Raw genomic sequence first — 25,721 nt, forward strand, 5'->3', positions numbered from 1 at the left:
GGCCGGACCCGGCGCCGCGTACCGGAGCACCGGCGGGCGGCCCGGGGCTCCCCGGGCCGCCCGCCCCGCGCCGGCTACCGGATCACGGGTAGCGGCGCGGCGTCCACGTCACCCGGGAGCCGTCGGCCCGCTGCGTGACCTGCGTCTGCGAGGACCCGATGAGCAGGATCGTGCGCATGTCCACCTCGGACGGCTCCAGTTCGGCCAGCGTCAGCACCCGCACCGACTGCTCCGGCCCGCCCACGTCCCGCGCGACGACCACCGGGGTCTGCGGCGAGCGCAGTTCCAGCAGCAGTTCACGGGCCTGCGCCACCTGCCACGTCCGGCTGCGCGAGCCCGGGTTGTACAGGGCGAGGACCAGGTCGGCGGCGGCGGCCGCGCGCAGCCGCTCGGCGATGACCTCCCACGGCTTGAGCCGGTCGGAGAGCGAGATGGTGGCGTAGTCGTGGCCGAGGGGGGCGCCGGCCGCCGCGGCGGCCGCGTTCGCGGCGGTCACCCCCGGCAGCACTCGTACGGGCACGTCCGCGTACGCGGGCTGCCCGGCCACCTCCAGGACGGCGGTGGCCATGGCGAAGACCCCGGGGTCACCGCCGGAGACGACGGCCACGCGCTTGCCGCGCCGGGCGAGGTCGAGGGCGAACTCGGCCCGCTCGGACTCCACCTTGTTGTCGGAGCCGTGCCGGACCTGGCCCGGCCTGACCGGCACCCGGTCCAGGTAGGTCGTGTACCCGACGAGCACCTCCGCGTCGGCCAGCGCCCGCCTGGTCTGCGGGGTCAGCCACAGCGGCCCGGCGGGGCCGGTGCCGACGACCGCGACCTCGCCGGGGCCCTCGGGGACACTGCCCGGGTTCCCGATCCGGCTGGGCACGACGGCGACGGCGAAGTACGGGACGCTGTCCGGGTCGGTGTCCGCCAGGACCCCGACCCGCTCGCCCTCCATCGTGGCGCGCTCGACGTAGCGGGCCTCGGCGAGCCGTCCGGCGGTCTCCATCGCCCGCCGGACGGCGGGGAAGGTGCGGCCGAGCTTCATCACGACCGCCGAGTCGGTGGCGGCGAGGCGCGCGGTGAGCTCCTCCTCGGGCAGGGTGCCGGGCAGGATCGTCAGCACCTCCTCGCCCTCGACGAGCGGGGTGCCGAGGCGGGCGGCGGCGGCACTGACGGAGGTGACCCCCGGGATCACCTCGGCCTCGTACCGGTCCGCGAGGCGCTTGTGCATGTGCATGTACGAGCCGTAGAAGAGGGGGTCGCCCTCCGCGAGCACGGCGACGGTGCGGCCCGCGTCCAGGTGCGCGGCGAGGCGGGCGGCGGAGGCCTCGTAGAACTCCTCCATCGCGCCCTGGTAGCCGCCGGGGTGGTCGGTGGTCTCGGTGGTGACCGGGTAGACCAGCGGTTCCTCGACGTGGTCGGAGCGCAGGTGCTTCGCGGCGATGGAACGGGCGATGGAACGGCCGTGGCGGGCGCTGTGGTAGGCGACGACGTCCGCCTCCGCGATGACCTCGACGGCCCGCAGCGTCATCAGGGAGGGGTCGCCGGGGCCGAGGCCGACACCGTACAGCTTGCCCTTGGTCACGTCCGCGCCACCCTTCCCGGCGCTCTGACGGCCGCTCATTCTTCCTCGCTCGCGATCGCGTTGACCGCGGCGGCCGCGATGGCGCTGCCGCCGCGCCGGCCGCGCACGATGAGGTGGTCGAGGGCCGAGGGGTGGGCGGCGAGGGCGTCCTTGGACTCGGCGGCGCCGATGAAGCCGACCGGCACGCCGATGACGGCGGCCGGGCGGGGGGCGCCTTCCTCGATCATCTCCAGCAGCCGGAAGAGCGCGGTCGGCGCGTTGCCGACGGCGATGACGGAGTTCTCCAGCAGGCCGCGGTCGCGCCAGACCTCGAGCGCGGCGGCGCTGCGCGTGGTGCCCATCTTCTCGGCGAGCGCGGGCACGGCCGGGTCGGAGAGGGTGCAGATGACCTCGTTGCCGGCGGGCAGCCGCTTGCGGGTGACGCCGCTGGCGACCATCTGTACGTCGCACAGGACCGGAGCGCCGGCGTGCAGCGCGGCGCGGGCGCGCAGGACGACGTCGGCGGTGTAGCCGAGGTCCTGGGGGAGGTCGGTCATGCCGCAGGCGTGAATCATGCGCACCGCGACCTGGGCGACCGAGGCGGGCAGCCCGGAGAGGTCCGCCTCGGCGCGGATCGTGGCAAAGGACTGGCGGTAGATCGCGGCGCCGTCCTTCTCGTACTCAAACACGGTGTACTCGCTCATTTCTTCACTGCGATGCGGGTGTGGTGGTGGTGCGTGCGGCCGTGAGGGCGGCCGCCAGGTGTGCGTACGGGGTGGGCCGCCCGTCGAGCGCGTAGCCGTCGGGGGTGGCGACCAGGTCCACCCAGGCGGTGCCGCGGGGGTGCCCGCACCGGCGGGCGCAGCCGGACCAGTGCACGGGCAGCGCGGGCGCCGTTCCCGTCCCCGTTCCCGTCCCCGTTCCGGTTCCCGTTTCGTTGACGACGGCACGCGCGTCGGCACGTACGTCCGCGAGGGACTTGGCGCAACCGGGCCTGCCGGTACAGGCGGTGACGGACTGCCAGGGGCTGTCGGGGCCGACCACCAGGCCGGCCGCCTCGAGCCGGGCGTAGCCGTCGGCGGGGACGGGGGTGCCCGCGCCGGGCAGGACGACGCTGCGCCACGGGGTGACGCGCAGCTCTCCGCCGCCGGCTTCGGCGACCTCGGCCAGGACCCGCCATTGGCCGGAGCTCAGCCTGCCGAGCGGGGGCAGGACGCACAGCGCGCCCCCGGGTCCCCGCGGCCGGGGCGGTTCCGCGCAGGGCCACGCCATCTCGGGGACGCGGTCCGCGTCGATTCCGGCGGCGGCCAGCCGGAGGGCGAACTCGCCGCCGTCCAGGGCGTGTCCGTCGGGCAGCTCGGCGACCCGCCAGGCCCGGGTGCCGGCGGCGTCGGCGGCGTCGAGGAAGTACTCGGCGGCCAGCAGCGCCGCGCGGGGCGCGTCGGCCGGGGCGACCGCGACGGCGTCGGCGGCGGCTCCGAGCCGCACCAGCACCGGACGGCGGCCGCCATCGACACCGCTACCGCCGTCACCGGCGTCGCCGTCGTCGCCGTCGCCGCCGTCGTCACTGCCGTCACCGCCCAGCACGGTGACGTCGGGGTCGAGGGCGGCGACGTCCCCGCGGCCGTCGTCCACGGCGAAGAGGAACCGCCCGGACAGGGCCGTCGCCCGGGTGCTCGCGCAGAGCAGCCGGTCCAGTTCCCGGACCCGGTGCGCGACGCGGGGACCGCCCAGGGGGGAGGCCACGATGTTGCGCACCCGCTCGTGGCTCGGCGCGGGCAGCAGCCCGGCACCGTCCAGCAGCCGCGCGAGCCCGGCGCCGCAGTCGTCGATGAGGCCGCGCAGCTGGACGTTGCCGCGCGAGGTGAGCTCCAGGTGCCCGTCGCCGAACCGGTCGGCGGCGTCCCCGAGCACGCACGCCTGGGCGGCGGTGAGCAGACCCCCGGGGATCCGGACGCGCGCCAGGTGGCCGTCGTCAGCGGCGTGCAGCCGCAGCGCGCCGGGGCAGGCGTCGCCGCGGTCGCGTATGACGGGTTCGTCCCGCGACGCTGCGGAGGGGGGCTGGGGCATGGCCGCGAGCATACCCACGATTGCGCGGGCCCGGCCTGTGTCCGTCGCCACCCCGGCCCGGGCCGCGTTCCGCCGCGCCCGGCCCGGACGCGGCGCCGCCCGCGTCCGGGACGAGGCGCCGGGGACGTGGCCGCGGCAGCGGAGCGGTCCCGATCCCACCCCCACTCCCGGCCAGGGGAAAGGCCGCCTAAGATGACCTTCCGACGGGCCGCTCGGCCCGTCATCGCCGAGGACGGCGACATGGGAGGAAGCCCGGTGCGATTCCGGCGCGGTCCCGCCACTGTGAACCCCGCGGAGCGATCGGCCGGGTGAGTCAGGAACTCCCGCCGTCCTCACTGCCCGGGGCGCGGAAACCCCGAGGAAGGCCTGCCGCCGCATGATCCTGCTGCTGTCGACGTCCGACACCGATCTGCTCAGCGCCCGCGCCGCGAACGTCGCCGGCGGCCCCGTGCCGTACCGGTTCGCGAACCCCTCCCGCCTTCCCCTCGACGACCTCCCCGGACTGCTCGACGGCGTCGGGCTGGTCGTCGTACGCCTCCTGGGCGGTCTGCGCGCCTGGCAGGAGGGCCTGGACGTGCTCCTCGCCCCCGGCCAGACCCGTCCGGTGGTCGTGCTGACCGGCGAACAGGCCCCCGACGCCCAGCTGATGGAGGCCTCCACGGTCCCGATCGGCATCGCCGCCGAGGCGCACCGCTACCTCGCGCACGGCGGCCCGGCCAACCTCGGCCAGCTGGCGCGCTTCCTCTCCGACACCGTGCTGCTCACCGGCCACGGCTTCGAGCCCGCCGCCGCCTCCCCCACCTGGGGGCCCCTGGACCGGCCCGCCGGCACGGCCACCGGCCCCCGGGTCGCGGTGCTGTACTACCGCGCCCACCAGATGAGCGGCAACACCGCCTTCGTACACGCCCTCTGCGACGCCATCGAGGCCAAGGGCGGGCAGCCCGTCCCCCTGTACGTCTCCTCCCTGCGCTCCCCGGAGCCCGAGCTGCTGCGGACGCTGGAGCCGGTGGACGCGGTCATCACCACCGTGCTCGCCGCCGGCGGCACCCGGCCCGCCACCGCCTCGGCCGGCGGGGACGACGAGTCCTGGGACGCGGGCGCGCTGGCCGGGCTCGGCGTGCCGATCCTCCAGGCGCTGTGCCTGACCGGCTCGCGCGGCAACTGGGAGGAGAACGACGAGGGCCTGTCCCCGCTCGACGCCGCCACCCAGGTCGCCGTTCCCGAGTTCGACGGCCGTCTGATCACCGTCCCGTTCTCCTTCAAGGAGATCGACGAGGACGGCCTGCCCGCGTACGTCGCCGACCCCGAGCGGGCCGCCCGCGTCGCCGGCATCGCCGTGCGCCACGCCCGGCTGCGCCACATCGAGCCCGCCGACAAGCGGATCGCGCTCGTCCTGTCCGCGTACCCCACCAAGCACTCCCGCATCGGCAACGCGGTCGGCCTGGACACCCCGGCCAGCGCCGTCGCGCTCCTGCGCACCCTCATCGCCCACGGCTACGACTTCGGCCCCGAGGCCGAGATCCCCGGCCTGGTCTCCGGCGACGGCGACGAGCTGATCCGGGCCCTGATCGAGGCCGGCGGCCACGACCAGGACTGGCTGACCGAGGAGCAGCTGGCCCGCAACCCGGTCCGCATCCCGGGGGCCGACTACCGGCGCTGGTTCGCCGAACTCCCGGCCGAGCTGCGGGAGAGCGTCGAGGAGCACTGGGGCGAGGCGCCCGGGAACATGTTCGTGGACCGCTCCTCGAACCCGGACGGCGACATCGTCCTCGCCGCGCTCCGCCGCGGGAACCTGCTGATCCTCATCCAGCCGCCGCGCGGCTTCGGCGAGAACCCGATCGCGATCTACCACGACCCGGACCTGCCGCCCTCGCACCACTACCTGGCGGCGTACCGCTGGATCCAGGCGGCCGCCGAGGACGGCGGCTTCGGCGCCGACGCGATGATCCACCTGGGCAAGCACGGCAACCTGGAGTGGCTGCCGGGCAAGAACGCCGGCCTCTCCGCGTCGTGCGCGCCGGACGCGGCGCTCGGCGACCTCCCGCTCGTCTACCCGTTCCTGGTCAACGACCCGGGCGAGGGCACGCAGGCCAAGCGCCGCGTGCACGCCACCCTGGTCGACCACCTCGTGCCGCCGATGGCCCGCGCGGAGTCGTACGGCGACATCGCGCGCCTCGAGCAGCACCTGGACGAGTACGCCCAGATCAGCTCCATGGACCCGTCCAAGCTGCCGGCGATCCGCGCCCAGATCTGGACGCTGATCCAGGCGGCGAAGCTCGACCACGACCTGGGTCTCGACGAGCGTCCGGACGACGACGGCTTCGACGACTTCCTGCTGCACGTCGACGGCTGGCTGTGCGAGGTCAAGGACGCCCAGATCCGCGACGGCCTCCACGTCCTCGGCGGCGCCCCGACGGGGCCGGCCCGCGTCAACCTGGTGCTGTCCATCCTCCGCGCCCGGCAGATCTGGGGCGGCGCCTGCGCCCTGCCGGGGCTGCGCGAGGCCCTCGGCCTCGACGAGTCGGCGGCCACCCGCACGGCGGCGGACGAGGTCGAGGAGACCGCCCGCGCCCTGGTCCAGGCCATGGAGGACGCCGGCTGGTCCCCCGACGCGGTCGCCACCGTCGCGGCGGGCCACCCGCGGGCCGTGGCGGACATCCTCGCCTTCGCCGCGCACGAGGTGGTCCCCCGCCTGGCCGGCACCACGGACGAGATCGCCCACGTGGTGCGGGCCCTGGACGGCGGCTTCGTCCCGGCGGGCCCGTCGGGTTCGCCGCTGCGCGGCCTGGTCAACGTCCTCCCGACCGGCCGCAACTTCTACTCGGTCGACCCCAAGGCCGTCCCGTCCCGCCTGGCGTGGGAGACGGGCCAGGCCCTCGCGGACTCCCTCCTGACCCGCTACCGCACCGACCACGACGAGGAGTGGCCCGCCTCGGTCGGCCTGTCGCTGTGGGGCACGAGCGCGATGCGCACGGCGGGCGACGACGTGGCCGAGGCCCTCGCCCTCCTCGGCGTCCGTCCCGTCTGGGACGAGGCCTCGCGCCGCGTCACCGGCGTCGAGGCGATCCCCCTCGCGGAGCTGGGCCGTCCCCGCATCGACGTGACGCTGCGCATCTCGGGCTTCTTCCGCGACGCGTTCCCGCACGTCATCGGCCTCCTGGACGACGCGGTGCGGCTGGCGGCCTCCCTGGACGAGCCGGCCCGCGACAACTTCGTCCGGGCCCACGCCCAGGCCGACCTCGCCGCCCACGGTGACGAACGCAGGGCCACCACCCGCATCTTCGGCTCGCGCCCGGGCACGTACGGGGCCGGCATCCTCCAGCTGATCGACTCCCGTGACTGGCGTACGGACGCCGACCTGGCGGAGGTCTACACGGTCTGGGGCGGCTACGCGTACGGCCGCGGCCTCGAGGGCCGCCCGGCCCGCACCGAGATGGAGACGGCGTACAAGCGGATCACGGTGGCCGCCAAGAACACCGACACCCGCGAGCACGACATCGCGGACTCCGACGACTACTTCCAGTACCACGGCGGCATGGTGGCCACCGTCCGCGCCCTGCGCGGCACGGCCCCCGAGGCGTACATCGGCGACTCCACCCGCCCGGAAACGGTCAAGACCCGCACGCTCGTCGAGGAGACCTCGCGCGTCTTCCGGGCCCGCGTCGTGAACCCCAAGTGGATCGAGGCGATGCGCCGCCACGGCTACAAGGGCGCCTTCGAACTGGCGGCGACGGTCGACTACCTCTTCGGCTACGACGCCACGACGGGCGTGGTGGCGGACTGGATGTACGACAAGCTCACCGAGACGTACGTCCTGGACCCGGAGAACCGCGCCTTCCTGGAGGAGGCCAACCCCTGGGCCCTCCACGGCATCGCGGAACGCCTCCTGGAGGCCGAGTCCCGCGGCATGTGGGAGAAGCCGGACCCGCAGGTCCTCGAAGCCCTGCGCCAGGTCTACCTGGACACCGAGGGCGACCTCGAGGGCCGGTCCGACTGACCGCCTCCCGTACGCGCGACGGCCCGGCCTCCCCCGCGGAGGCCGGGCCGTCGCGCGTCCGCCGGCCGCCGGCCGTCGGGCCCGGGTGCCCCGCGCGCCGCGGAACGGCTCCGCCGTCACCTGAAGCGGTGAACTCCGGCCCATCCGGGCGACGCCGGGGGCGGGGCGGTGCTGATCTCGTGCGGGGGACCGGAGCGCCGGTCCCGCATCCCGTGAGGAAAGGCCGGCCCGCCCGTGACGCAGCCGTTTCAACTGCCGGAGTTCTACGTGCCCTACCCGGCACGCCTGAACCCCCACCTGGAGAGCGCGAGGTCCCACAGCAAACGGTGGGCACGGGCCTTCGGAATGCTGGAGGGCTCCGGCGTCTGGGAGGAGTCGGACCTGGACTCGCACGACTACGCGCTGCTCTGCTCGTACACCCACCCCGACTGCGACGGCGACGCCCTGTCCCTGGTCACCGACTGGTACGTGTGGGTGTTCTTCTTCGACGACCACTTCCTGGAGACGTTCAAGCGTTCCCAGGACCGGGCCGGCGCCAAGGCCTACCTCGACCGGCTGGCCGCCTTCATGCCGATGGACCTGGCGGAAGGTTTCCCCGAGGCCACCAATCCCGTCGAGGCGGGGCTCGCCGACCTGTGGGCGCGTACGGTCCCCTCCATGTCGGCCGACTGGCGGGAACGGTTCTCCCTCTCCACGAAGAACCTCCTCGACGAGTCCATGTGGGAGCTCGCGAACATCGGCATCGGGAGGATCGCGAACCCCCTCGAGTACATCGAGATGCGCCGCAAGGTCGGAGGCGCGCCCTGGTCGGCGGGGCTGGTCGAGTACGTGTCGGCCGAAGTCCCCGCGCGGGTGGCGCACTCACGGCCCCTGGGCGTCCTGCGCGACGCCTTCTCCGACGCCGTGCACATCAGGAACGACATCTTCTCCTACCAGCGCGAGGTCGAGGACGAGGGCGAACTCTCCAACGCGGTCCTGGTGCTGGAGACCTTCCTCGGCTGCACCACCCAGGAGGCCGCCGACCTCTCCAACGACCTGATCACCTCCCGACTCCAGCAGTTCGAGCAGACCGCGCTCACCGAACTCCCCCGCCTCTTCGCCGAACACGCCCTGACCCCGGCCGAGACCGCGGCCGTGCTGGCCTACACCAAGGGCCTCCAGGACTGGCAGTCCGGCGGCCACGAATGGCACATGGCCTCCAGCCGCTACATGAACGAAGGCGCCCGGACCACCGGCCCGCTGACCCTGCCCTTCCTCCCCTCCGGACTCGGCACCAGCGCCTTCGACCTGCGCTCGGTCTTCACCCGGCGCTCGATGGAGCTGCGCCGCCGGTCCTTCAGCCACGTCCCCTTCGAGAAGACCGGCCCGTCCGTCATCCCCGACATCCACATGCCCTACGCGCTGTCCCTCAGCCCGCACCTGGACCACGCCCGCGAGGGGCTGGTGCGATGGTGCCGCGGGATGGGGCTGCTGGACCCCCAGCCCGGGGACCCCGGCTCGGCGATCTGGGACGAACGCCGGATGCGCGGCTTCGACTTCGCCCTCTGCTCGGCCGGCATCGACCCGGACGCCACCCGGGAGGCGCTGCTGCTGAACGCGTCCTGGCTGGCCTGGGGGACGTACGCGGACGACTACTACCCGCTGGTGTTCGGGCAGACCGGGAACATCGCCGCCGCGAAGGCGGCCACCGCGCGGCTGGTCGCGATGATGCCGCTGGACCCCGCCGAGACGGCGCCGGTGCCGGTCATCGCGATGGAACGTTCACTCGCCGACCTGTGGCAGCGCACCTGCCGGGGCATGGCCCCGGCCGCCCGCGCCGAGTTCCGGGCGACCATGGTGAACATGCTGGACAGCTGGGTGTGGGAGGTGGAGAACCAGTTCCACCACCGCGTCCCCGACCCGGTGGACTACGCCGAGATGCGCCGCCACACCTTCGGCGCCCAGATGACGATGTACATGTGCCGGCTCGGCCAGGACGGCCGGGGCATCCCCGACGAGATCTACCGTTCGGGGACCATCCGGTCGCTGGAGAACGCGGCGGCCGACGCCGGCGCCCTCGTCAACGACGTCTTCTCCTACCAGAAGGAGGTCGAGTTCGAGGGCGAGGTGCACAACCACGTCCTCGTCACCCGGAACTTCTTCGGCATCGGGTATCCCGAGGCCCTGCACATCTGCCACTCCCTGATGGCGCGGCGCATCGAGGAGTTCCAGCACATCGTCGCGAACCAGCTGCCCGTGCTCTACGACGACTGGCGGCTGGACGCCGACGCCCGCGCCGGGCTCGACGCGTACGTCGGCGAGCTCCAGGACTGGCTCGCCGGGGTCCTGCACTGGCACCGGATGACGAGCCGGTACCGCGAGGAGAACCTGCACCGCCCGGGCGACGCCCTGTCCACCGGCATCCTCTCCGGCGGCTTCGGCATGTCGGCGGCGCGGATCGGCACGGCCGCCCGGTCCTGAAGGCCGCGGGGGCGGTCCGCTCGCCCGCCCCCGCACGCGCCGGGCCGCCCGCACCGGCCTGCCGCGGCGGCCGTCAGAACTCGTCGGAGGTGTGCGGCAGCCGCCCGGAGAACAGGGCCGCGTCCAGGGCCGCCGCCGCGCCGGGAGTGTGCTCGGTCACCAGCCCGGCCGCCACCAGCTCGCCGACGCGGGTCCCGCCCAGGTAGCAGGCGGCCAGCTCCCGTACGTCCAGGGTGAGGTCGGGGGCCGCGCGGGCCGTCTCGTACGCCGCCCCGTCCGGCCCGGCCTTGAGCCGGAACCGCCCGGCGTTCACGGGCAGCCGGCTGTCGGACAGTTGCAGTACGAGTTCCACGGGCGCGGCCCACGACCGCCCGGTCAGCGCCGCCCGTACGTCGACCAGCCGAAGCCACAGCGCCGGGTACTGGGCGGTGACCCGGACCTGGTCCCGGTCGGCGGCGAAGTGCAGCAGCGGGTCGTCGAGGGGGCGGCCCCACGCGGACACCCTGCCGGTGAGGTCGAGGGAGGCCAGGCACTGCCACAGCGCGGCGGCGACCGCCGGGGTGCCGGCCTCGAGTTCGTCGACGCGGACCAGGCCCGGGCCGCGGGCGGGTGCGCCGTCGTCCTCGTGCTTGGTGCGGTAGAGGACGTAGCCGGCGACGGGTTCCCCCGGTTCCCCGACGGCGATGATCCTGGGCGGGCTCAGCTCCTCGTCCTCCTCGTCCTGTTCGCAGAGCCACTCCTCGGCCCAGCGCCGCGCGCTCCGGGTCGGCCGTCCGGCCCGGGCCCGGCGGGCGGCCTCGTGGAAGGGCGCGATGACGGTGAGGGCCTCGTCCGGGTCCACCAGCCGCAGCGGGCGCGGGTCGGGGTCGATGCGCAGGGCCAGCGGCCGGGTGGAGTCGATCTCGATGGTGACGCCCTGGGTGGCGGAGCCGTAGCCGAAGCGGCCGTAGATGGCGGCCTCGGAGGCCCACAGGGCGACGAGCGGGCTGCCCTCGGCGGCCGTGCGGCGCAGCTGTTCGTCCATGAGCGCGGTGAGGACGCCCCGGCGGCGGTGGGTGGGGGCGACGGAGACGAAGGTGAGGCCGGGGCAGGCGAGGTCGGTGCCGCCCGGGACGGAGAGGCGGAAGCGGTGGGCCGCCATGAAGCCGACGAGGGCGTCGCCGTCGTAGGCGCCGAGGCGTCGGCAGCGGGTGAGCAGGGAGTGGTGCCGCTCCCGCGCCTGCGGCTCCGGCCGGTCGTGGAAGACCAGGTAGGCGAGCTCCTGGGCGCGGTCGATGTCGGCCTCGGGTACCTCGCGGATGTCCACCATGATCGGGAGACTAATCGGTCATCGCGGACCGCTCACACCATAATGGCCGGATCTGCCCGTCCGGCCGGTCCCTGGGCCGGGTCCGGCCGGTTGCGGGGTGCGCCGTCAGCGGCTCCCGGGGCCGGTCCAGCCGGCGGGGACGTGGCCGATCCGGATGCGCTGGGGGTGGTCGCCGACGGGGACGGAGACCCGCTTGGCCCCGGTGGCGAAGTCGATGGCGGTGACCTGGTCGGCGCCGCTCTCGGAGATGACGCAGGCGGTGCCGTCGCCGTCGACGGTGGCCCAGTAGGGCTTGGCGGCGGGGACGAGCGGTCCCTCGGCGAGGGTGGCGCGGTCGACGACGGTGGCGTAGTCGTCCATGGTGCCCGCGACGCAGAGCCTGCTGCCGTCGGGGCTCATGGACATGCCGTGGTGGCGGGAGTCGTTGACCCACTTGGTGCGGTCGGTGGTGGTGGCGGGGTTCTCCGGGAGGGTCTTGACGCGGGTGATCCTGTCGGAGGCCACGTCGTACTCGAGGAATCCGTTGAAGAAGGAGACCTGGAAGTAGAGCCTCGACTCGTCGGGGCTGAGGGAGACCGGCCGTACGGCGTCGGAGAGGTCCTTGCGGCCGAAGGCGTCGAGGCGTTCGCGCATGTCGATGACGCGGACGGTGCGGAAGGTCTGGGTGTCGACGACGGTGATCTTCCGGTCGCCCTTGGTCCAGTCCAGCCAGGGTGCGTCGAGGGCGGAGGTGACGTCGCCGATGGCGCTGTTCCAGAGGTAGCGGCCGCCCTGGGTGAAGACGTTCTCGTGGGGCTTGTCGCCGGTGGTGAAGGACCCGGCCTCCCGGCCGGTGGCGATGTCGAGGACGTGGACGGTGTTCGCGGTGGAGGCGGAGACGGCGACGCGGGTGCCGTCGGGCGAGACGGCCATGTGGTCGGAGCGGTGACCGGCCACGGGGAAGCGCCAGTTGATCCGTCCGGAGCGCACGTCGATGGAGACGACGTCGGCGAAGCTGGGGCGGGAGACCACGACGGCGGAGCCGTCGGGCGTGGTGTACATGTCGTCCACGAACTGGTCGTGGCCCTCGCCGGCCGTGGCGCGGATCCCGAGGAAGAAGCCGAGCCTGACCGGGTCGAGGTAGATCTCGCGGAGCCGTTCCTCCTTGTCGGGGACGACGTTGATCCGGCCCACGCGGGCGAGGTCGCCGGTGGAGGCGAGGACGTCGGCGGTGCCCTCCCAGTTGTTGCCGACGAAGAGCACCTCGCGCAGGCCCGCGGCCGGGGGCGCCGCGGCCTGGGAGGCGGGGGCGGGGACGGCCGCGAGGCCCGCCATCGCCAGGGCGGCGCCGATCAGGCGCAGGGTGCGTGCAGGGGTGTGGCCGGTCCGGGACATCCGCTCAACTCCGATACGGGAAAGCGCTGTTACCGGCCGGTAAAAATAGGCGGGACGGCAGGAAGGCGCAACCCCCGCGGGGCAGCGCCTTCTTTCACTCGGGAGGGCCGCCCCTTCAGGCGACGGACCCGATCCTGCCGGCCACCGCGTCCGAGCTGTCGTGGTGGATCGGGATGTGCGCGCCGGCGAGGGCCGCGCCGCTGCCGCCGCGGCGGTTCGCCACGATCTCGGCGGCGATGGACAGCGCGGTCTCCTCCGGGGTGCGGGCGCCCAGGTCCAGGCCGATCGGGGAGCGCAGCCGGGCCAGTTCGAGCTCGGTCACGCCGACCTCGCGCAGCCGCTTGTTGCGGTCCTCGTGGGTACGGCGGGAGCCCATGGCGCCGACGTAGGCGACGGGGAGCCGGAGGGCGAGTTCCAGGAGCGGTACGTCGAACTTGGCGTCGTGGGTGAGGACGCAGAGCACGGTCCGGCCGTCCGTCCGGGCCGTCTCCAGGTAGCGGTGCGGCCAGTCGACGACGATCTCGTCGGCCTCGGGGAAACGCTTCTTCGTGGCGAAGACGGGCCGGGCGTCGCACAGCGTCACGTGGTAGCCGAGGAACTTGCCGATCCGCACGAGGGCGGAGGCGAAGTCGATGGCACCGAAGACGATCATCCGCGGGGGCGGGACGCTGGACTCGACCAGGACCTTGAGCGGCTCTCCGCAGAGCCGGCCGTCGGCGCCGACCTCCAGGACCCCGGTCCGCCCGGCGTCCAGCATGGCGCGGGCCTCCTCGGCGAGGGTGCGGTCCAGCTCGGGGTGGCCGCCGAAGCCGCCCTCGAAGGAGCCGTCGGGGCCGACCACCAGGGCGCGGCCCATCAGCTCGGCCGGGCCTTCGGCGATCCGCGCCAGCGCGGACGTCTCGCCCCGGGCCGCCGCGCGCAGCGCGACGGCCAGCACCTCGCGCAGGGGGGATCCGGCCGGGACCGGGGTCACCAGGATGTCGATGATTCCGCCGCAGGTCAGGCCCACGGCGAAGGCGTCGTCGTCGCTGTAGCCGAACCGCTCGGCGACGGTCTCGCCGTCCTCGATCGCCTGCCGGCACAGCTCGTACACCGCGCCCTCCACGCATCCGCCGGAAACCGATCCGATGGCCGTGCCCTCGCCGTCGACGGCGAGCGCGGCCCCGGGCTGCCGGGGGGCGCTCCCGCCGACCGCCACCACGGTGGCGACGGCGAAGTCCCGTCCCTGCTCGACCCACCGGTTCAGTTCTTCGGCGATGTCCAGCATGTGCGGCCTCCTCGGAGAGGGTGTCGGATTCCAGTATCGGGTGCGTGGAGGGGTGCGGGCCGCTGGAGGGCGGCCGGGAGCCGCCCCGGGTCAGCTGACCCCGAGCCAGCCCTCGATCGGGTGGAGCGCGTAGAAGACCAGGAAGACACCGGTCAGCGCCCACATGAAGCCGCCGATCTCACGGGCCTTGCCCTGGGCGACCTTGATGGCGGTGTAGGAGATGACGCCGGCGGCGACACCGGCGGTGATCTGGTAGGTGAACGGCATGATCACGACGGTCAGGAAGACCGGGATCGCGGTCGCGCTGTCGGACCAGTCCACGTGGCGGGCGTTCTGCATCATCATCGCGCCGATGACCACCAGGGCGGCGGAGGCGACCTCACCGGGGACGATCTGCGTGATCGGGGTGAAGAAGAGGCAGGCGGCGAAGAAGAGGCCGGTGATGACGGAGGCGAAACCTGTGCGGGCACCCTCGCCGACGCCGGTCGCGGACTCGACGAACACGGTCTGGCCGGAGCCGCCCGTGATGCCACCGATGGCGCCACCGGCGCCGTCGATGAACAGTGCCTTGGACAGGCCCGGCATGCGGCCCTTGTCGTCGGCGAGCTTGGCCTCGGTGCCGACGCCGATGATGGTGGCCATCGCGTCGAAGAAGCCGGCGAGCACCAGGGTGAAGACGATCATGCCGATCGTCATGACGCCGACGTCGCCCCAGCCGCCGAACTCGACGTCGCCGAAGAGCGAGAAGTCGGGCATGGAGAGCGCGGAGCCGTTGAGCGCCGGCGGGCCGCTGCGCCAGGCCTTGGCGTCGATGTCCGCCACGGCGTTGAGGACGACCGCCAGGACGGTGCCGCCGATGATGCCGATCAGGATCGCACCGGGGACCCGGCGGGCCTGGAGCATGAAGATGGCGAGCAGCGTGATGCAGAAGAGCAGGACGGGCCAGCCGGCGAGCTCGCCGGCGGGGCCCAGGGTGACGGGACCGCCGACCTCGGAGGCGTGCACGAAGCCCGCCTTCACGAGGCCGATCAGGGCGACGAACATGCCGATGCCCATGGTGATGGCGTGCTTGAGCGCGAGGGGGATCGCGTTCATGATCATCTCGCGGAGGCCGGTGACGACCAGGAGACAGATCACGACGCCGTACATCACGCACATGCCCATGGCCTGCGGCCACGTCATCTGCGGGGCCACCTGCGAGGACAGGACGCCGGAGACGGACAGGCCGGCGGCCAGCGCCAGCGGGACCTTGCCGACGAAGCCCATGAGCAGGGTGGTCAGGGCCGCGGCGAAGGCGGTGGCCGTGATCAGCGCCTTCTGGCTCATCGTGTCGCCGGCGACGTCCTTGCCGGAGAGGATCAGCGGGTTGAGCAGGAGGATGTACGCCATGGCCATGAAAGTCGTGATGCCGCCACGAATTTCGTTGCCGATGCTCGACCCTCTATGGGTGATGTGAAAGTAACGGTCGAGCCAAGAACGCCCCGCGGGGTTCAGAGAGCCGTCGCCGGCCTCTTCCGCGGTGGTCTTGGGCTCCACAGACGACTGGGTCATGGTGCCTGACTCCCAAGGTTCAAAGGGGCACCCGCATAAAGATTGGAGACGCGGGATTTGGGAAAATGCGTTGGCTGCACGACCCGGGGTGACGGCCCGAGGCGACGCGAAATGTGCACTGCGTGTACTGCGGGTAGTGCGGGGTGACCGCTGGTACTACGTGGGGGTTTCGCAGGGGTTCTGCGGGTGACGCTGACCGCGAGCGGTGCGGTACTGGTGCGTGGTGCTCCGGGCGGCGCGGCGTGAAGTGTGACGTTCCCGTACCGCGCCGCCCGGAAATCCGGGGTGTGACGGTCCGGGGGCCGTTCGGCCCCCGGACCACGCCGTCCTAGAGGGTGCCGGTGAGGGCTTCCGGACGGATCGGCGTCTTGTTGAGCTCCAGACCCGTCGCCTGCCGGATCGCCGCGAGGACGGCCGGGGTGGACGAGAGGGTCGGGGCCTCGCCGAGACCGCGCAGGCCGTACGGCGCGTTCGGGTCGGCCAGCTCCAGGACGTCGACCGGGATGGTCGGGGTGTCCAGGATGGTCGGGATCAGGTAGTCCGTGAAGGAGGGGTTGCGCACCTTCGCGGTCTTCGGGTCCACGATGATCTCTTCCATGACCGCCACGCCGAGGCCCTGGGTGGTGCCGCCCTGGATCTGGCCGACCACGGAGAGCATGTTCAGCGCCTTGCCGACGTCCTGGGCAGTCGCCAGCTCGACGACCTTGACGAGGCCGAGCTCGGTGTCCACCTCGACGACCGCGCGGTGCGCGGCGAAGGTGTACTGGACGTGGCCGTCGCCCTGGCCGGTGACCAGGTCGAACGGGACGGTCGGGCGGTGACGGAACTCGAGCTCGAGGTCGATCGGCTCCTCGCCCTCCAGGATGTCCGCCAGGTCCGCGAGCACCTCGCCGGCGTCGGTGACGACCTTGCCGCCCTCCAGGAGCAGCTCGGCGGTCGCCCACGCCGGGTGGTAGGAGCCGTTCTTGCGGCGGCCGATCTCGAGGACGGCCTCGCGGACGGCCTCACAGGTGTTCTTCACGGCGCCGCCGGTCATGTACGTCTGCCGGGAGGCGGACGTGGAACCGGCGGAGCCGACCTGCGTGTCGGCCGGGTGGATGGTCACCTGCGTGACGCCCAGCTCCGTACGGGCGATCTGCGCGTGGACGGTGACACCGCCCTGGCCGACCTCCGCCATGGCCGTGTGGACCATCGCGACGGGCTCGCCGTTGATGACCTCGAGGCGCACGCGGGCGGTCGAGTAGTCGTCGAAGCCCTCGGAGAAGCCGACGTTCTTGATGCCGACCGCGTAGCCGACGCCTCGGACGACGCCCTCGCCGTGCGTGGTGTTGGACAGGCCGCCCGGCAGGGCGCGGACGTCCGCGCCCTCGCCGGCGCTCTCCCACTGGCGCTCCGGCGGCAGCGGGCGGGCCTTGACCCGGCGCAGCAGCTCGGCGACCGGGGCCGGGGAGTCCACGACCTGGCCGGTGGGCATGATCGTGCCCTGCTCCATGGCGTTGAGCTGGCGGAACTCGACCGGGTCCATGCCCAGCTTCGCCGCGAGCTTGTCCATCTGGGCCTCGTACGCGAAGCAGGCCTGGACGGCGCCGAAGCCGCGCATCGCGCCGCAGGGCGGGTTGTTCGTGTAGAGCGCGATCGCCTCGATGTCCACGTCGTCGATGACGTACGGGCCCACCGAGAGGGAGGACGCGTTGCCGACGACGGCCGGGGAGGCCGACGCGTAGGCACCGCCGTCGAGCACGATCCTGCACTTCATGTGCGTGATCTTGCCGTCCTTGGTGGCGCCGTGCTCGTAGTACAGCTTCGCCGGGTGGCGGTGCACGTGGCCGAAGAAGGACTCGAAACGGTTGTAGACCATCTTGACCGGCTTGTTGGTCGCGAGGGCCAGCAGGCAGGCGTGGATCTGCATCGAGATGTCCTCGCGGCCGCCGAAGGCACCGCCGACGCCGGAGAGCGTCATGCGCACCTTCTCCTCGGGCAGGCCGAGGACGGGGGCGATCTGCTTGAGGTCCGAGTGCAGCCACTGGGTGGCGACGTACAGGTCGACGCCGCCGTCCTCGGACGGCACGGCGAGGCCGGACTCGGGGCCGAGGAAGGCCTGGTCCTGCATGCCGAAGGTGTACTCGCCCTCGACGATGACGTCGGCGCGCTTGCGGGCCTCCTCCACGTTGCCGCGGATGATCGGCTGGCGGTGCACGATGTTCGGGTGCGGGACGTGACCGGCGTGGTGGTCGTCGCGGCCCTCGTGGATCAGCGGCGCGTCGGCGGCGAGGGCGGAGGCCTCGTCCGTGACGAGCGGCAGCTCCCGGTAGTCGATCTTGATCTTGGCGGCGGCGCGGCGGGCGGTCTCCGGGTGGTCGGCGGCCACGAGGGCGACCGGCTCGCCGTGGTGACGTACCCGGCCGTTGGCGAGGACGGGGGTGTCCTGGATCTCGAGGCCGTAGTTCTTCATCTCGGCCGGCAGGTCCGCGTACGTGAGCACGGAGTACACGCCGGGGGTGGCGAGCGCCTCGGAGATGTCGATGGACGCGATCTCGGCGTGGGCGACGGTGCTGCGCAGGGTCTGGCCCCACAGCATGTCCTCGTGCCACATGTCCGAGGAGTACGCGAACTCGCCGGTGACCTTGAGGGTGCCGTCGGGGCGCAGCGTGGACTCGCCGATGCCGCCCTTGTTGTGCTTCTGGGTGACGTTCGTCGGCGTACCGGAGGGAGTGGTGCGGGTGTTGGCCATGATCAGACAGCCTCTCCCTGACGGGCGGCCGCGAGGCGGACCGCGTCGAGGATCTTCTCGTAGCCCGTGCAGCGGCAGAGGTTGCCGGACAGGGCCTCACGGATGTCCTGGTCGGACGGGTCGGCGTTGCTCTCCAGGAGGGCGTCGGCCTGGACCAGCAGGCCCGGGGTGCAGAAACCGCACTGGACGGCGCCGGCGTCGATGAACGCCTGCTGGATGTTGGAGAGCTCGGCGCCCTCACCGGTCTGGGAGTCGGTGCCCTTGGCGGACCACTGCTTGGCCTCGTCGGTGGAGACGCCCTGGGAGCCGCCGCACGCGCTGGTGCCGCAGGCGTGGCCGTGCGCCTCGCGCTGCTTGGCGAAGTCCGCCAGGCCCTCGACGGTCACGACGTCGCGGCCCTCGACCTGGCCGGCCGCGACCAGGCAGGAACAGACGGGCACTCCGTCGAGACGGACGGTGCAGGAACCGCACTCGCCCTGCTCGCAGGCGTTCTTGGAGCCGGGCAGGCCCAGACGCTCGCGCAGCACGTAGAGGAGGGACTCGCCCTCCCACACGTCGTCGGCTTCCTGCGGACGACCGTTGACAGTGAAATTGACGCGCATGGTTACGCAGCCCCTTCAAGCGAGCGGCCGTTGTCGCCGCGGTACTGCTCCCACGTCCAGACGAGCTGACGGCGAGCAAGGATGCCAACCGCGTGACGGCGGTACTTCGCCGTGCCGCGGACGTCGTCGATCGGGTTGCACGCGCCGGAGGCGAGTTCACCGAACTGCTTGGCGATCGACGGGGTGATGACCTTGCCGTTGTCCCAGAAACCGCCCTCTTCGAGCGCGGCGTTCAGGAACTCCTCGGCGGCCTTGGCCCGGATCGGGGTGGGGGCGGCGGAGGCGATGCCCGTACGCACGGTGCGGGTGTCGGTGTGCAGCGCGAGGCCGAAACCGCAGACGGCGATGACCATCGCGTTGCGGGTGCCGACCTTCGAGTACTGCTGCGGGCCCGTGGCGTTCTTGATGTGGACCGTCTTGATGAGCTCGTCGGCGGCGAGCGCGTTGCGCTTCACACCGGTGTAGAACTCGTCGATCGGGATCAGGCGGGAGCCGCGCACCGACTCGACCTCGACGTGGCAGTCGGCGGCGAGCAGGGCGGGGTGGGAGTCACCGGCGGGCGAGGCGCAACCGAGGTTGCCGCCGACACCGCCGCGGTTGCGGATCTGCGGGGACGCGACCGTGTGCGAGGCGAGCGCGAGACCCGGCAGCGTACCGCGCAGGTTCTCCATGATCTGGGTGTACGGGACGGAGGCGCCGAGCTTGGTGACCTCCTCGCCGACCTCCCACTCCCGCAGCAGCTCGATGCGGTTGAGGTCCAGGAGGTATTCCGGACGGCGGTGATCGAAGTTGATCTCGACCATGATGTCGGTGCCACCCGCAATCGGCACAGCTGTGGGGTACTCGGCCTTGGCGGCGAGTGCCTCCTCCCAGCTGGCGGGGCGAAGGAAGTCCATGTCGGCTCTCTTCTTCTTAATCGGGTCGTTCACTTCAAGCCAGGAGGCCGAAGGGCCCTCGACTGGTCGTTCACGTGCTGTTAACGCGGTGTGGAGCCAGTACACAAGCCCGGTGTCCCTCGGGTGCAGTCACCGAAACCATGAAGGAGTTGGCTGGCGGCCTCCTTCGTCTTGTAGATTCGTATGAAAGGCAGGATGCGACGACCTGCCCGATTTCCAACGGCAACATCGAGACAGATCGGCGGCGACATCATGCGGCTGCGCGCACTGCTGGAAACCGAGGCGCTGGGGCTGCGGCTGCTGGGCGGCGAGGAAGAACTCGACCGGACGGTCCGCGGGGTCATGACGACCGACCTGAGGGATCCCAGCCGATACCTGTCGGGGGGAGAACTTGTCCTCACGGGGCTGGCATGGCGAAGAAATTCAGCCGACTCCGAGCCATTCGTACGAATCCTCGCGAGCGCGGGAGTGGCGGGTCTCGCGGCCGGCGAAGCGGAACTGGGAGACATCCCCGACGATCTGGTTTCGGCCTGTCGGCGCAACCGGCTGCCGCTCTTCGCGGTGAACGAGGACGTCGCGTTCGCGACCATCACGGAATACGTGGTGCGGCAGGTCTCCGGGGAACGCGCGGGCGACCTGGCGGCGGTCGTGGACCGCCACCGGCGTCTGATGACCTCGGGCCCCGCGGGCGGCGGACCCGATGTGGTGCTGGATCTGCTCACCACGGACCTCGATCTGCGGGCCTGGGTGCTCTCGCCCACCGGCCGGCAGATCGCCGGGGCCGGCGAGCCGCTCGCTCCGGGCATCTGCGCGGCGCTGGCCAGCGAACACCTCGCGGCGGTCCGGACCGGCCGCAGGGGTCCGCACCGGATGTCCATCCAGGGTATTACGTACTCCCTCTTCCCGATCAGGGGACACGGCCGGGGCCCGGCCGCCGCCGCGCGTGACGTGCGTGAGAGCGTGCTGTCCGACTGGCTGCTGGCCGTCGAGGCGGACGCGGGCGACTGGCCGGCCGAGCGCCTGGACCTGCTCCAGGGCGTCACCCAGCTCATCGCGGTGGAGCGGGACCGCCGCGACGCGGCGCGCACGGTGCGCCGCCGCCTGGCGCAGGAGGTGCTGGAGCTGGTCCAGACGGGCGCCCCGCCCGCCGAGATCGCCGCCCGCCTGCGGGTGGCCGCGCCCGTCCTGCTGCCCGGGCTGGGCGTCGCCCCGCACTGGCAGGTCGTGGTGGCGCGGGTGGACTGGGAGGGCGGGGACATCCCCGGCGGCCCGGTGGCCCAGTCGCTGCTGGAGGAGATCCTGGTCGACCCGTCCATGGCCGGACCCGAACCGTCCGACCGGATCGCGGTGGCCCACGCGGGTGACGAGGCGATCGCCCTCGTACCGCTGGCCGCGCTCTCCGGCGACGCCGGCGAGGACGGGGGCCCGGACTCCGCCCTGCACGCCGACGTGCTCCTGGCGGCCGTACGCGAGCCCCTGGCGGCCGGCCTGGCCGACGACGGCCGGCTCACCCTCGGCGTCAGCGCGGCCGTGCACTCCGCCGAGGGACTGCGCGGGGCGCTGGAGGAGGCCCGGCACGCCCGCCGGGTCGCGGCGGCCCGGCCCGGCCGGGTCTGTGCGGCCGGCCACCACGAGCTGGCCTCGCACGTCCTGCTGCTGCCCTTCGTGCCGGACGACGTCCGCCGCGCCTTCACGGCCCGCCTGCTGGACCCGCTGCGCGACTACGACCGCAGGCACCGGGCGGAGCTCATCCCGACCCTGGAGGCGTTCCTGGACTGCGACGGCTCCTGGACGCGCTGCGCGACGCGGCTGCACCTGCACGTCAACACGCTGCGCTACCGGGTCGGGCGAATCGAGCAGCTGACGGGACGGGACCTTTCGCGCCTGGAGGACAAGCTCGACTTCTTCCTCGCGCTGCGCATGAGCTGACCGGTTCCCTGATCGCGGGGGGTGGCCCCGGCAGGGACCGGGCCGGGGCGGCTGACGAGCCGTCCGGACTTTGTGAAAGAGTTCACCCGACCCCTTGGCCGATGCAGCCGATCCGTGCTCTCATTTCGCCCCAGGGCTCAACGACGTGCTGCTTGGTTGCTTCGGGGAGGGCACTGTGGCGGATACCGCCATGTCCGGTGCGGGATCTACGGGGGGCGACGACCCCCTCCAGCGGGCGATATGGCGGCTGCGCTCGCGCGGCTGTTGGACGGACGCGGCGGCCCTGCTGACGCCGCACGCGGACGAGGCGGGGGCGGCGGTGCAGCGCACCGCGCTCCTGGTGGAGCGGTGCCTGTTCACCGGCCAGGGCTGGGCCGACGCGGAGGACGCGCTGCGGGTGGCCGAGGCCGTGGCCCACAACGACGACGAGCGCGGCGCGGCGGCCTGCGAGCGGGGCCAATTGGCGTACGCGGCGACCGTGCTCGGCGTACGGGACCGGGCCGACGAGGCCCGCTCGGCGCTGGGCCGCGCGGCCGCCCTGCTGTCGCCCGGGTCGCGGACGCGCCCGCTGCTGGACTTCCGGCGGGGGCTGGTCGCCGAGCACCTGGCGGACGCCCCGCAGGCGGCCCGGCCGGCGTACCACCGCGCGCACACGGGCGCGTTGGCCCACGGGGACACGCTGCTGCTGTCCTTCACGTGGCGCCACCTCGCCGCGCTGGCGCTGCGGGACGGCGAGGTCGCCGAGGCCCGCAAGGGCTTCTCCGAGTCGCTGCGGATCCGGGAGGACCTGGGGTTCCTGGTCGGCACGGCCCCGGCGCTGGCGGCGCTGGCCGAGGTGGAACCGGAGCCCGAGGCCGCCCGGCTGCGCGCGGAGGCCCGGCGGCTGTTCCACCTGCTGGGCGGCATCCCGACGTGGCTGGCGGACCAGCTGGCCCCCGCGGCGTAGGGGCGCGGCGGCTGCGGGCGGGCCTGAGGCGGGCGTCCCGGCCGGGCCCCGGGCTCTCAGGCCGGCGCGCCCGCGAAGTGCTCGCGCACGAGCGACTCCACCACCAGGAGGTCCCGCGCGATCAGCGCCTCCAGCAGGGCCGAGTGCTCGGCCGCGTCGGCCACCAGGTCGGCGCGGCGCACGCGCGGGGCGCCGGGCAGGGGCCACTGGGCGCGCCGGTGCAATTCCTCCGCGATCCGCGCCAGCTGGCCGTTGCCCGAGAGGGAGAGCACGGCCCGGTGGAAGGCCCGGTCGGCGTCCGCGTACCGGGGCAGGTCCCCCTCGGCGGCCGCCTCGGCGGTGGCGAGGGCGGCCGGGCGCAGGGACTCCCAGGTCGCGGCGGGCACCGAGCGGGCCAGCCGGAGCATGACGGGCACTTCGATCAGGGCCCGGACCTCGGCCAGTTCCGCCTGGGCGCGGGGGGTCCGGCTCAGCACCCGGAAGCCCCGGTTGGGCAGGCATTCCACCGCCCCCTCCAGCGCGAGCTGCTGCATCGCCTCGCGGACGGGGGTCGCCGAGACCCCGAACCGCTCGGCGAGCGCGGGGCCCGAGTGGATCTCTCCCGGCGCCAGCTCCCCGTCCACGAGGGCGGCGCGCAGCGCCTCGAGGACCTGTCCGCGCACCGAATGGCGCAGCACCTTCTGCGGCGGGATCAGGGGCTCGTCCGACGGCGCCCGCTCCGCCGGCCCCACCGGCTCGTCCGACACCAGGGCGTGGGCCGCTTCGTGCACTCGGTCCTCCTCCGGGTCTCGACCGGTTCCGAGGATAGGTGACGGGGCCGTGGGGGGCGCCGGAGCGACGCCCGGCCTCCCCACCCCGGCGGAGATCAGCTAAGGTAAGCCTTACCTCTCCTCCCGACGCGTGATTCGGTGGTCCGCCATGCCCGGCTCGGCTGTTCCCGCCCCGCTCCCGTCCGCACCCGCCCCGGCCGGCTCTCCGGTGGCCCGTGCGTACGAGCGCCTGGCGGCCGCCCATCCGGGCCTGCGGGCCGAGGAGCGCGGCGCGCACGAACCCCTCCCCCGCGGTGCGGGATGGGTCGGCGCGCACGAGCTCGCGGCGGGCGGGGCGGCGCTGGACGCCCACCTCGCCTGGGACGAGGCCCAGGTCCTGCGGGACTACGGGCGCCGGGGCCGGCCCGACGTGGTGGCCGGGTTCGGGCTCCACCGGTACGCCTGGCCCGCCTGCCTGCTGATCACGGTCCCGTGGTTCCTGGAACGCCGGGTGCCCCGGCTGCCCGTGGACCGGGTGGCCTTCCACCGGACCCAGGGGCGGATGTCCGTACGCGTGGAGGAGTTCGCCTGCCTGCCGGACGACCCGGCGGCCTCCCTCCCCGGGGCGCGGGTCGTCCCCGGCGAGGAGGCCCTGCGCGAGGAGGTGCGGGCAGCCGTGGCCCAGCACCTCGGACCGCTGCTGGAGGGTTTCGGCCCGAGGATGCGGCGCGGCCGCCGCGCGCTGTGGGCGATGGCCGCCGACGAGGTGGTCGAGGGGCTCTGGTACGTCGGGAGCCTGCTCGGCGAGGAGCGGCGGGCCGTGCGCGAGCTGGAACTGCTGCTGCCGGGCGCGCTCGCCCCGTACACGGCCGGCGCCGGCTTCCGGGCCCTCGCCGGTACCGGCGGGACGGAGATCACCACCCGGGACCGGGCGAGCTGCTGCTTCTTCTACACGATCCGCCCGGAGGACACCTGCACGACCTGCCCGCGCACCTGCGACGCGGACCGCGTCACCCGGCTCACGGCGGCCACCGCCTGAACCCACCCGTACGGATGAAGTGGATTCGAACGCAACCAGGCCCGAACGAGCGCCAGTTCGACCCACAACACCCTATCCGACGGGACCGGCCCCCCGATGGCGTCCACTTGCCCCGAAACCCACGTGCACCCCTGACCGGCTGCGCCACTATGGCGCCCGGAACGCCGCATACGCGAGGCAAGGGACATCCGCATGAGACTGACCGACATATCGCTGGACTGGCTGCTGCCCGGCGGCCTGTTGCTCCTGGGCGTGCTTGCGGCAGTGGCGGTGCTGGCCCGTGGCAAGCGTGAGGGCGAGAAGGCGGCGGCCGACGACAGCTGGGAACGCAGCGAGGAACGCCGCCGCCGCAAGGAGGCCGTCTACGGAACCGCCTCCTACGTCCTGCTCTTCTGCTGCGCGGCGGTGGCCGCCGCGCTCTCCTTCCACGGGCTGGTCGGCTTCGGCCGGCAGAACCTGAACCTCTCCGGAGGCTGGGAGTACCTCGTCCCCTTCGGCCTCGACGGCGCCGCCATGTTCTGCTCGGTGCTCGCCGTCCGCGAGGCCAGCCACGGCGACGCGGCCCTCGGCTCCCGGATGCTGGTCTGGCTCTTCGCCGGGGCGGCGGCCTGGTTCAACTGGGTGCACGCGCCGCGGGGTTCGGGTCACGACGGTGCCCCGCAGTTCTTCGCCGGGATGTCGCTCTCGGCGGCGGTGCTCTTCGACCGGGCCCTCAAGCAGACCCGCCGGGCGGCGCTGCGCGAGCAGGGCCTGATCCCGCGCCCGCTGCCGCAGATCCGCATGGTCCGCTGGCTGCGGGCGCCCCGGGAGACCTTCGGCGCCTGGTCGCTCATGCTGCTGGAGGGGGTACGCACCCTCGACGAGGCGGTGGACGAGGTGCGCGAGGACAAGAAGGAGCGGGAACAGGACCGGCACCGCAGGCGGGAGCAGCACCGCCTGGACCGCGCCCACATCAAGGCGCTGGGCCGGCAGAACAGGGCCTTCGGGCGGACCCGGGGACGCCAGGTCGACCTGCCGGGGCTCGCCCCCGGGTCGGGCTCCGCGCCGGTCGGCGCGGAGCCCGCCATATCGGAAGCGGAACAGCTGCCCCTGCGCCGAAGGCCCTCACTGCAGGCCGTGAACGGAACCGAACCCCTTGATCCGCCCGGCCCCCGGACGGTGGACCTCACCGCCGAGGACGACACCCAGACGATCCCCCGGCTCGACTCCCTGGAGCGCAAACTGAAGGACCTGGAGCAGCAGTTCGGCTGAC

17 protein-coding genes and 1 riboswitch are annotated in these 25,721 nt (G+C 73.3%); of the genes, 6 read left to right on the forward strand and 11 right to left on the reverse strand.

All coding sequences use genetic code 11. The features are described from left to right. Positions 1 to 82: 82 nt before the first annotated feature. The 3 genes from ACZ514_RS30010 to ACZ514_RS30020 are packed head-to-tail and all read right to left on the reverse strand — an operon-like array spanning position 83 to position 3,631. Positions 83 to 1,609: a precorrin-2 C(20)-methyltransferase gene (locus tag ACZ514_RS30010; RefSeq protein WP_469126153.1), complete on the reverse strand. Its 1,527-nt coding sequence runs from the start codon at positions 1,607 to 1,609 to the stop codon at positions 83 to 85. Next, positions 1,606 to 2,253 (reverse strand): precorrin-8X methylmutase, encoded by a 648-nt coding sequence (locus ACZ514_RS30015; RefSeq protein ID WP_468175616.1) that lies wholly within the window; start codon positions 2,251 to 2,253, stop codon positions 1,606 to 1,608. Before ACZ514_RS30015 ends, ACZ514_RS30010 begins: the two co-directional genes overlap by 4 nt. A 4-nt stretch (positions 2,254 to 2,257) precedes the next feature. Then, positions 2,258 to 3,631, reverse strand: a complete 1,374-nt coding sequence (locus ACZ514_RS30020) for a cobalamin biosynthesis protein CobG (protein ID WP_469126154.1) — start codon at positions 3,629 to 3,631, stop codon at positions 2,258 to 2,260. Positions 3,632 to 3,842: 211 nt separating this feature from the next. Beyond that, positions 3,843 to 3,942, forward strand: a riboswitch (cobalamin riboswitch). 53 nt (positions 3,943 to 3,995) lie between these two features. Between ACZ514_RS30020 and cobN the strand changes: the two genes are divergently transcribed. Continuing rightward, on the forward strand, positions 3,996 to 7,616 hold the full coding sequence (gene cobN, locus ACZ514_RS30025; RefSeq protein WP_469126155.1) for a cobaltochelatase subunit CobN: 3,621 nt from the start codon (positions 3,996 to 3,998) through the stop codon (positions 7,614 to 7,616). Positions 7,617 to 7,850: 234 nt separating this feature from the next. Continuing rightward, positions 7,851 to 10,076: a terpene synthase family protein gene (locus ACZ514_RS30030; RefSeq protein WP_469126156.1), complete on the forward strand. Its 2,226-nt coding sequence runs from the start codon at positions 7,851 to 7,853 to the stop codon at positions 10,074 to 10,076. A 73-nt stretch (positions 10,077 to 10,149) separates the two neighbouring features. On the opposite strand, the gene ACZ514_RS30035 is transcribed toward ACZ514_RS30030, so the two are convergent. From ACZ514_RS30035 to ACZ514_RS30065, 7 genes are all read right to left on the reverse strand, one after another. Continuing rightward, positions 10,150 to 11,385 (reverse strand): GNAT family N-acetyltransferase, encoded by a 1,236-nt coding sequence (locus tag ACZ514_RS30035; RefSeq protein ID WP_469126157.1) that lies wholly within the window; start codon positions 11,383 to 11,385, stop codon positions 10,150 to 10,152. A gap of 105 nt (positions 11,386 to 11,490) precedes the next feature. Beyond that, positions 11,491 to 12,759 carry a YncE family protein gene (locus tag ACZ514_RS30040; RefSeq protein WP_468697403.1) on the reverse strand — a complete coding sequence of 423 codons (1,269 nt, stop codon included), beginning with the start codon at positions 12,757 to 12,759 and terminating at the stop codon, positions 11,491 to 11,493. Positions 12,760 to 12,874: 115 nt separating this feature from the next. After that, positions 12,875 to 14,026 (reverse strand): XdhC family protein, encoded by a 1,152-nt coding sequence (locus tag ACZ514_RS30045; RefSeq protein ID WP_469126158.1) that lies wholly within the window; start codon positions 14,024 to 14,026, stop codon positions 12,875 to 12,877. Positions 14,027 to 14,116: 90 nt separating this feature from the next. Next, the gene (locus ACZ514_RS30050; RefSeq protein WP_468175638.1) at positions 14,117 to 15,577 is read right to left on the reverse strand and encodes an NCS2 family permease; all 1,461 of its coding nucleotides are present in this window, start codon (positions 15,575 to 15,577) and stop codon (positions 14,117 to 14,119) included. A 328-nt stretch (positions 15,578 to 15,905) separates the two neighbouring features. Beyond that, the gene (locus ACZ514_RS30055) at positions 15,906 to 18,308 is read right to left on the reverse strand and encodes a xanthine dehydrogenase family protein molybdopterin-binding subunit (protein WP_468175641.1); all 2,403 of its coding nucleotides are present in this window, start codon (positions 18,306 to 18,308) and stop codon (positions 15,906 to 15,908) included. 2 nt (positions 18,309 to 18,310) lie between these two features. Further along, complete coding sequence (locus ACZ514_RS30060; protein WP_468175645.1) at positions 18,311 to 18,910, reverse strand: (2Fe-2S)-binding protein; 600 nt, start codon at positions 18,908 to 18,910, stop codon at positions 18,311 to 18,313. Positions 18,911 to 18,912: 2 nt separating this feature from the next. Continuing rightward, positions 18,913 to 19,806 (reverse strand): FAD binding domain-containing protein, encoded by an 894-nt coding sequence (locus ACZ514_RS30065; RefSeq protein ID WP_467891937.1) that lies wholly within the window; start codon positions 19,804 to 19,806, stop codon positions 18,913 to 18,915. Positions 19,807 to 20,058: 252 nt separating this feature from the next. Here ACZ514_RS30065 and ACZ514_RS30070 point away from each other — a divergent pair, with 252 nt between their 5' ends. Both ACZ514_RS30070 and ACZ514_RS30075 read left to right on the forward strand, forming a co-directional pair. Then, complete coding sequence (locus ACZ514_RS30070; RefSeq protein ID WP_468175648.1) at positions 20,059 to 21,735, forward strand: PucR family transcriptional regulator; 1,677 nt, start codon at positions 20,059 to 20,061, stop codon at positions 21,733 to 21,735. Between the two features lie 190 nt (positions 21,736 to 21,925). Then, the gene (locus tag ACZ514_RS30075) at positions 21,926 to 22,681 is read left to right on the forward strand and encodes a hypothetical protein (protein ID WP_469126163.1); all 756 of its coding nucleotides are present in this window, start codon (positions 21,926 to 21,928) and stop codon (positions 22,679 to 22,681) included. Between the two features lie 56 nt (positions 22,682 to 22,737). On the opposite strand, the gene ACZ514_RS30080 is transcribed toward ACZ514_RS30075, so the two are convergent. Continuing rightward, on the reverse strand, positions 22,738 to 23,547 hold the full coding sequence (locus tag ACZ514_RS30080; protein WP_468175681.1) for a GntR family transcriptional regulator: 810 nt from the start codon (positions 23,545 to 23,547) through the stop codon (positions 22,738 to 22,740). Between the two features lie 52 nt (positions 23,548 to 23,599). Here ACZ514_RS30080 and ACZ514_RS30085 point away from each other — a divergent pair, with 52 nt between their 5' ends. Together ACZ514_RS30085 and ACZ514_RS30090 are read left to right on the forward strand one after the other, a co-directional pair. Continuing rightward, positions 23,600 to 24,469, forward strand: a complete 870-nt coding sequence (locus tag ACZ514_RS30085) for a (2Fe-2S)-binding protein (protein WP_468175651.1) — start codon at positions 23,600 to 23,602, stop codon at positions 24,467 to 24,469. Positions 24,470 to 24,661: 192 nt separating this feature from the next. Continuing rightward, the gene (locus ACZ514_RS30090) at positions 24,662 to 25,720 is read left to right on the forward strand and encodes a DUF2637 domain-containing protein (protein ID WP_468175655.1); all 1,059 of its coding nucleotides are present in this window, start codon (positions 24,662 to 24,664) and stop codon (positions 25,718 to 25,720) included. Position 25,721 lies beyond the last annotated feature (1 nt).

It is taken from the genome of Streptomyces sp. NPDC034086 (assembly GCF_055575515.1).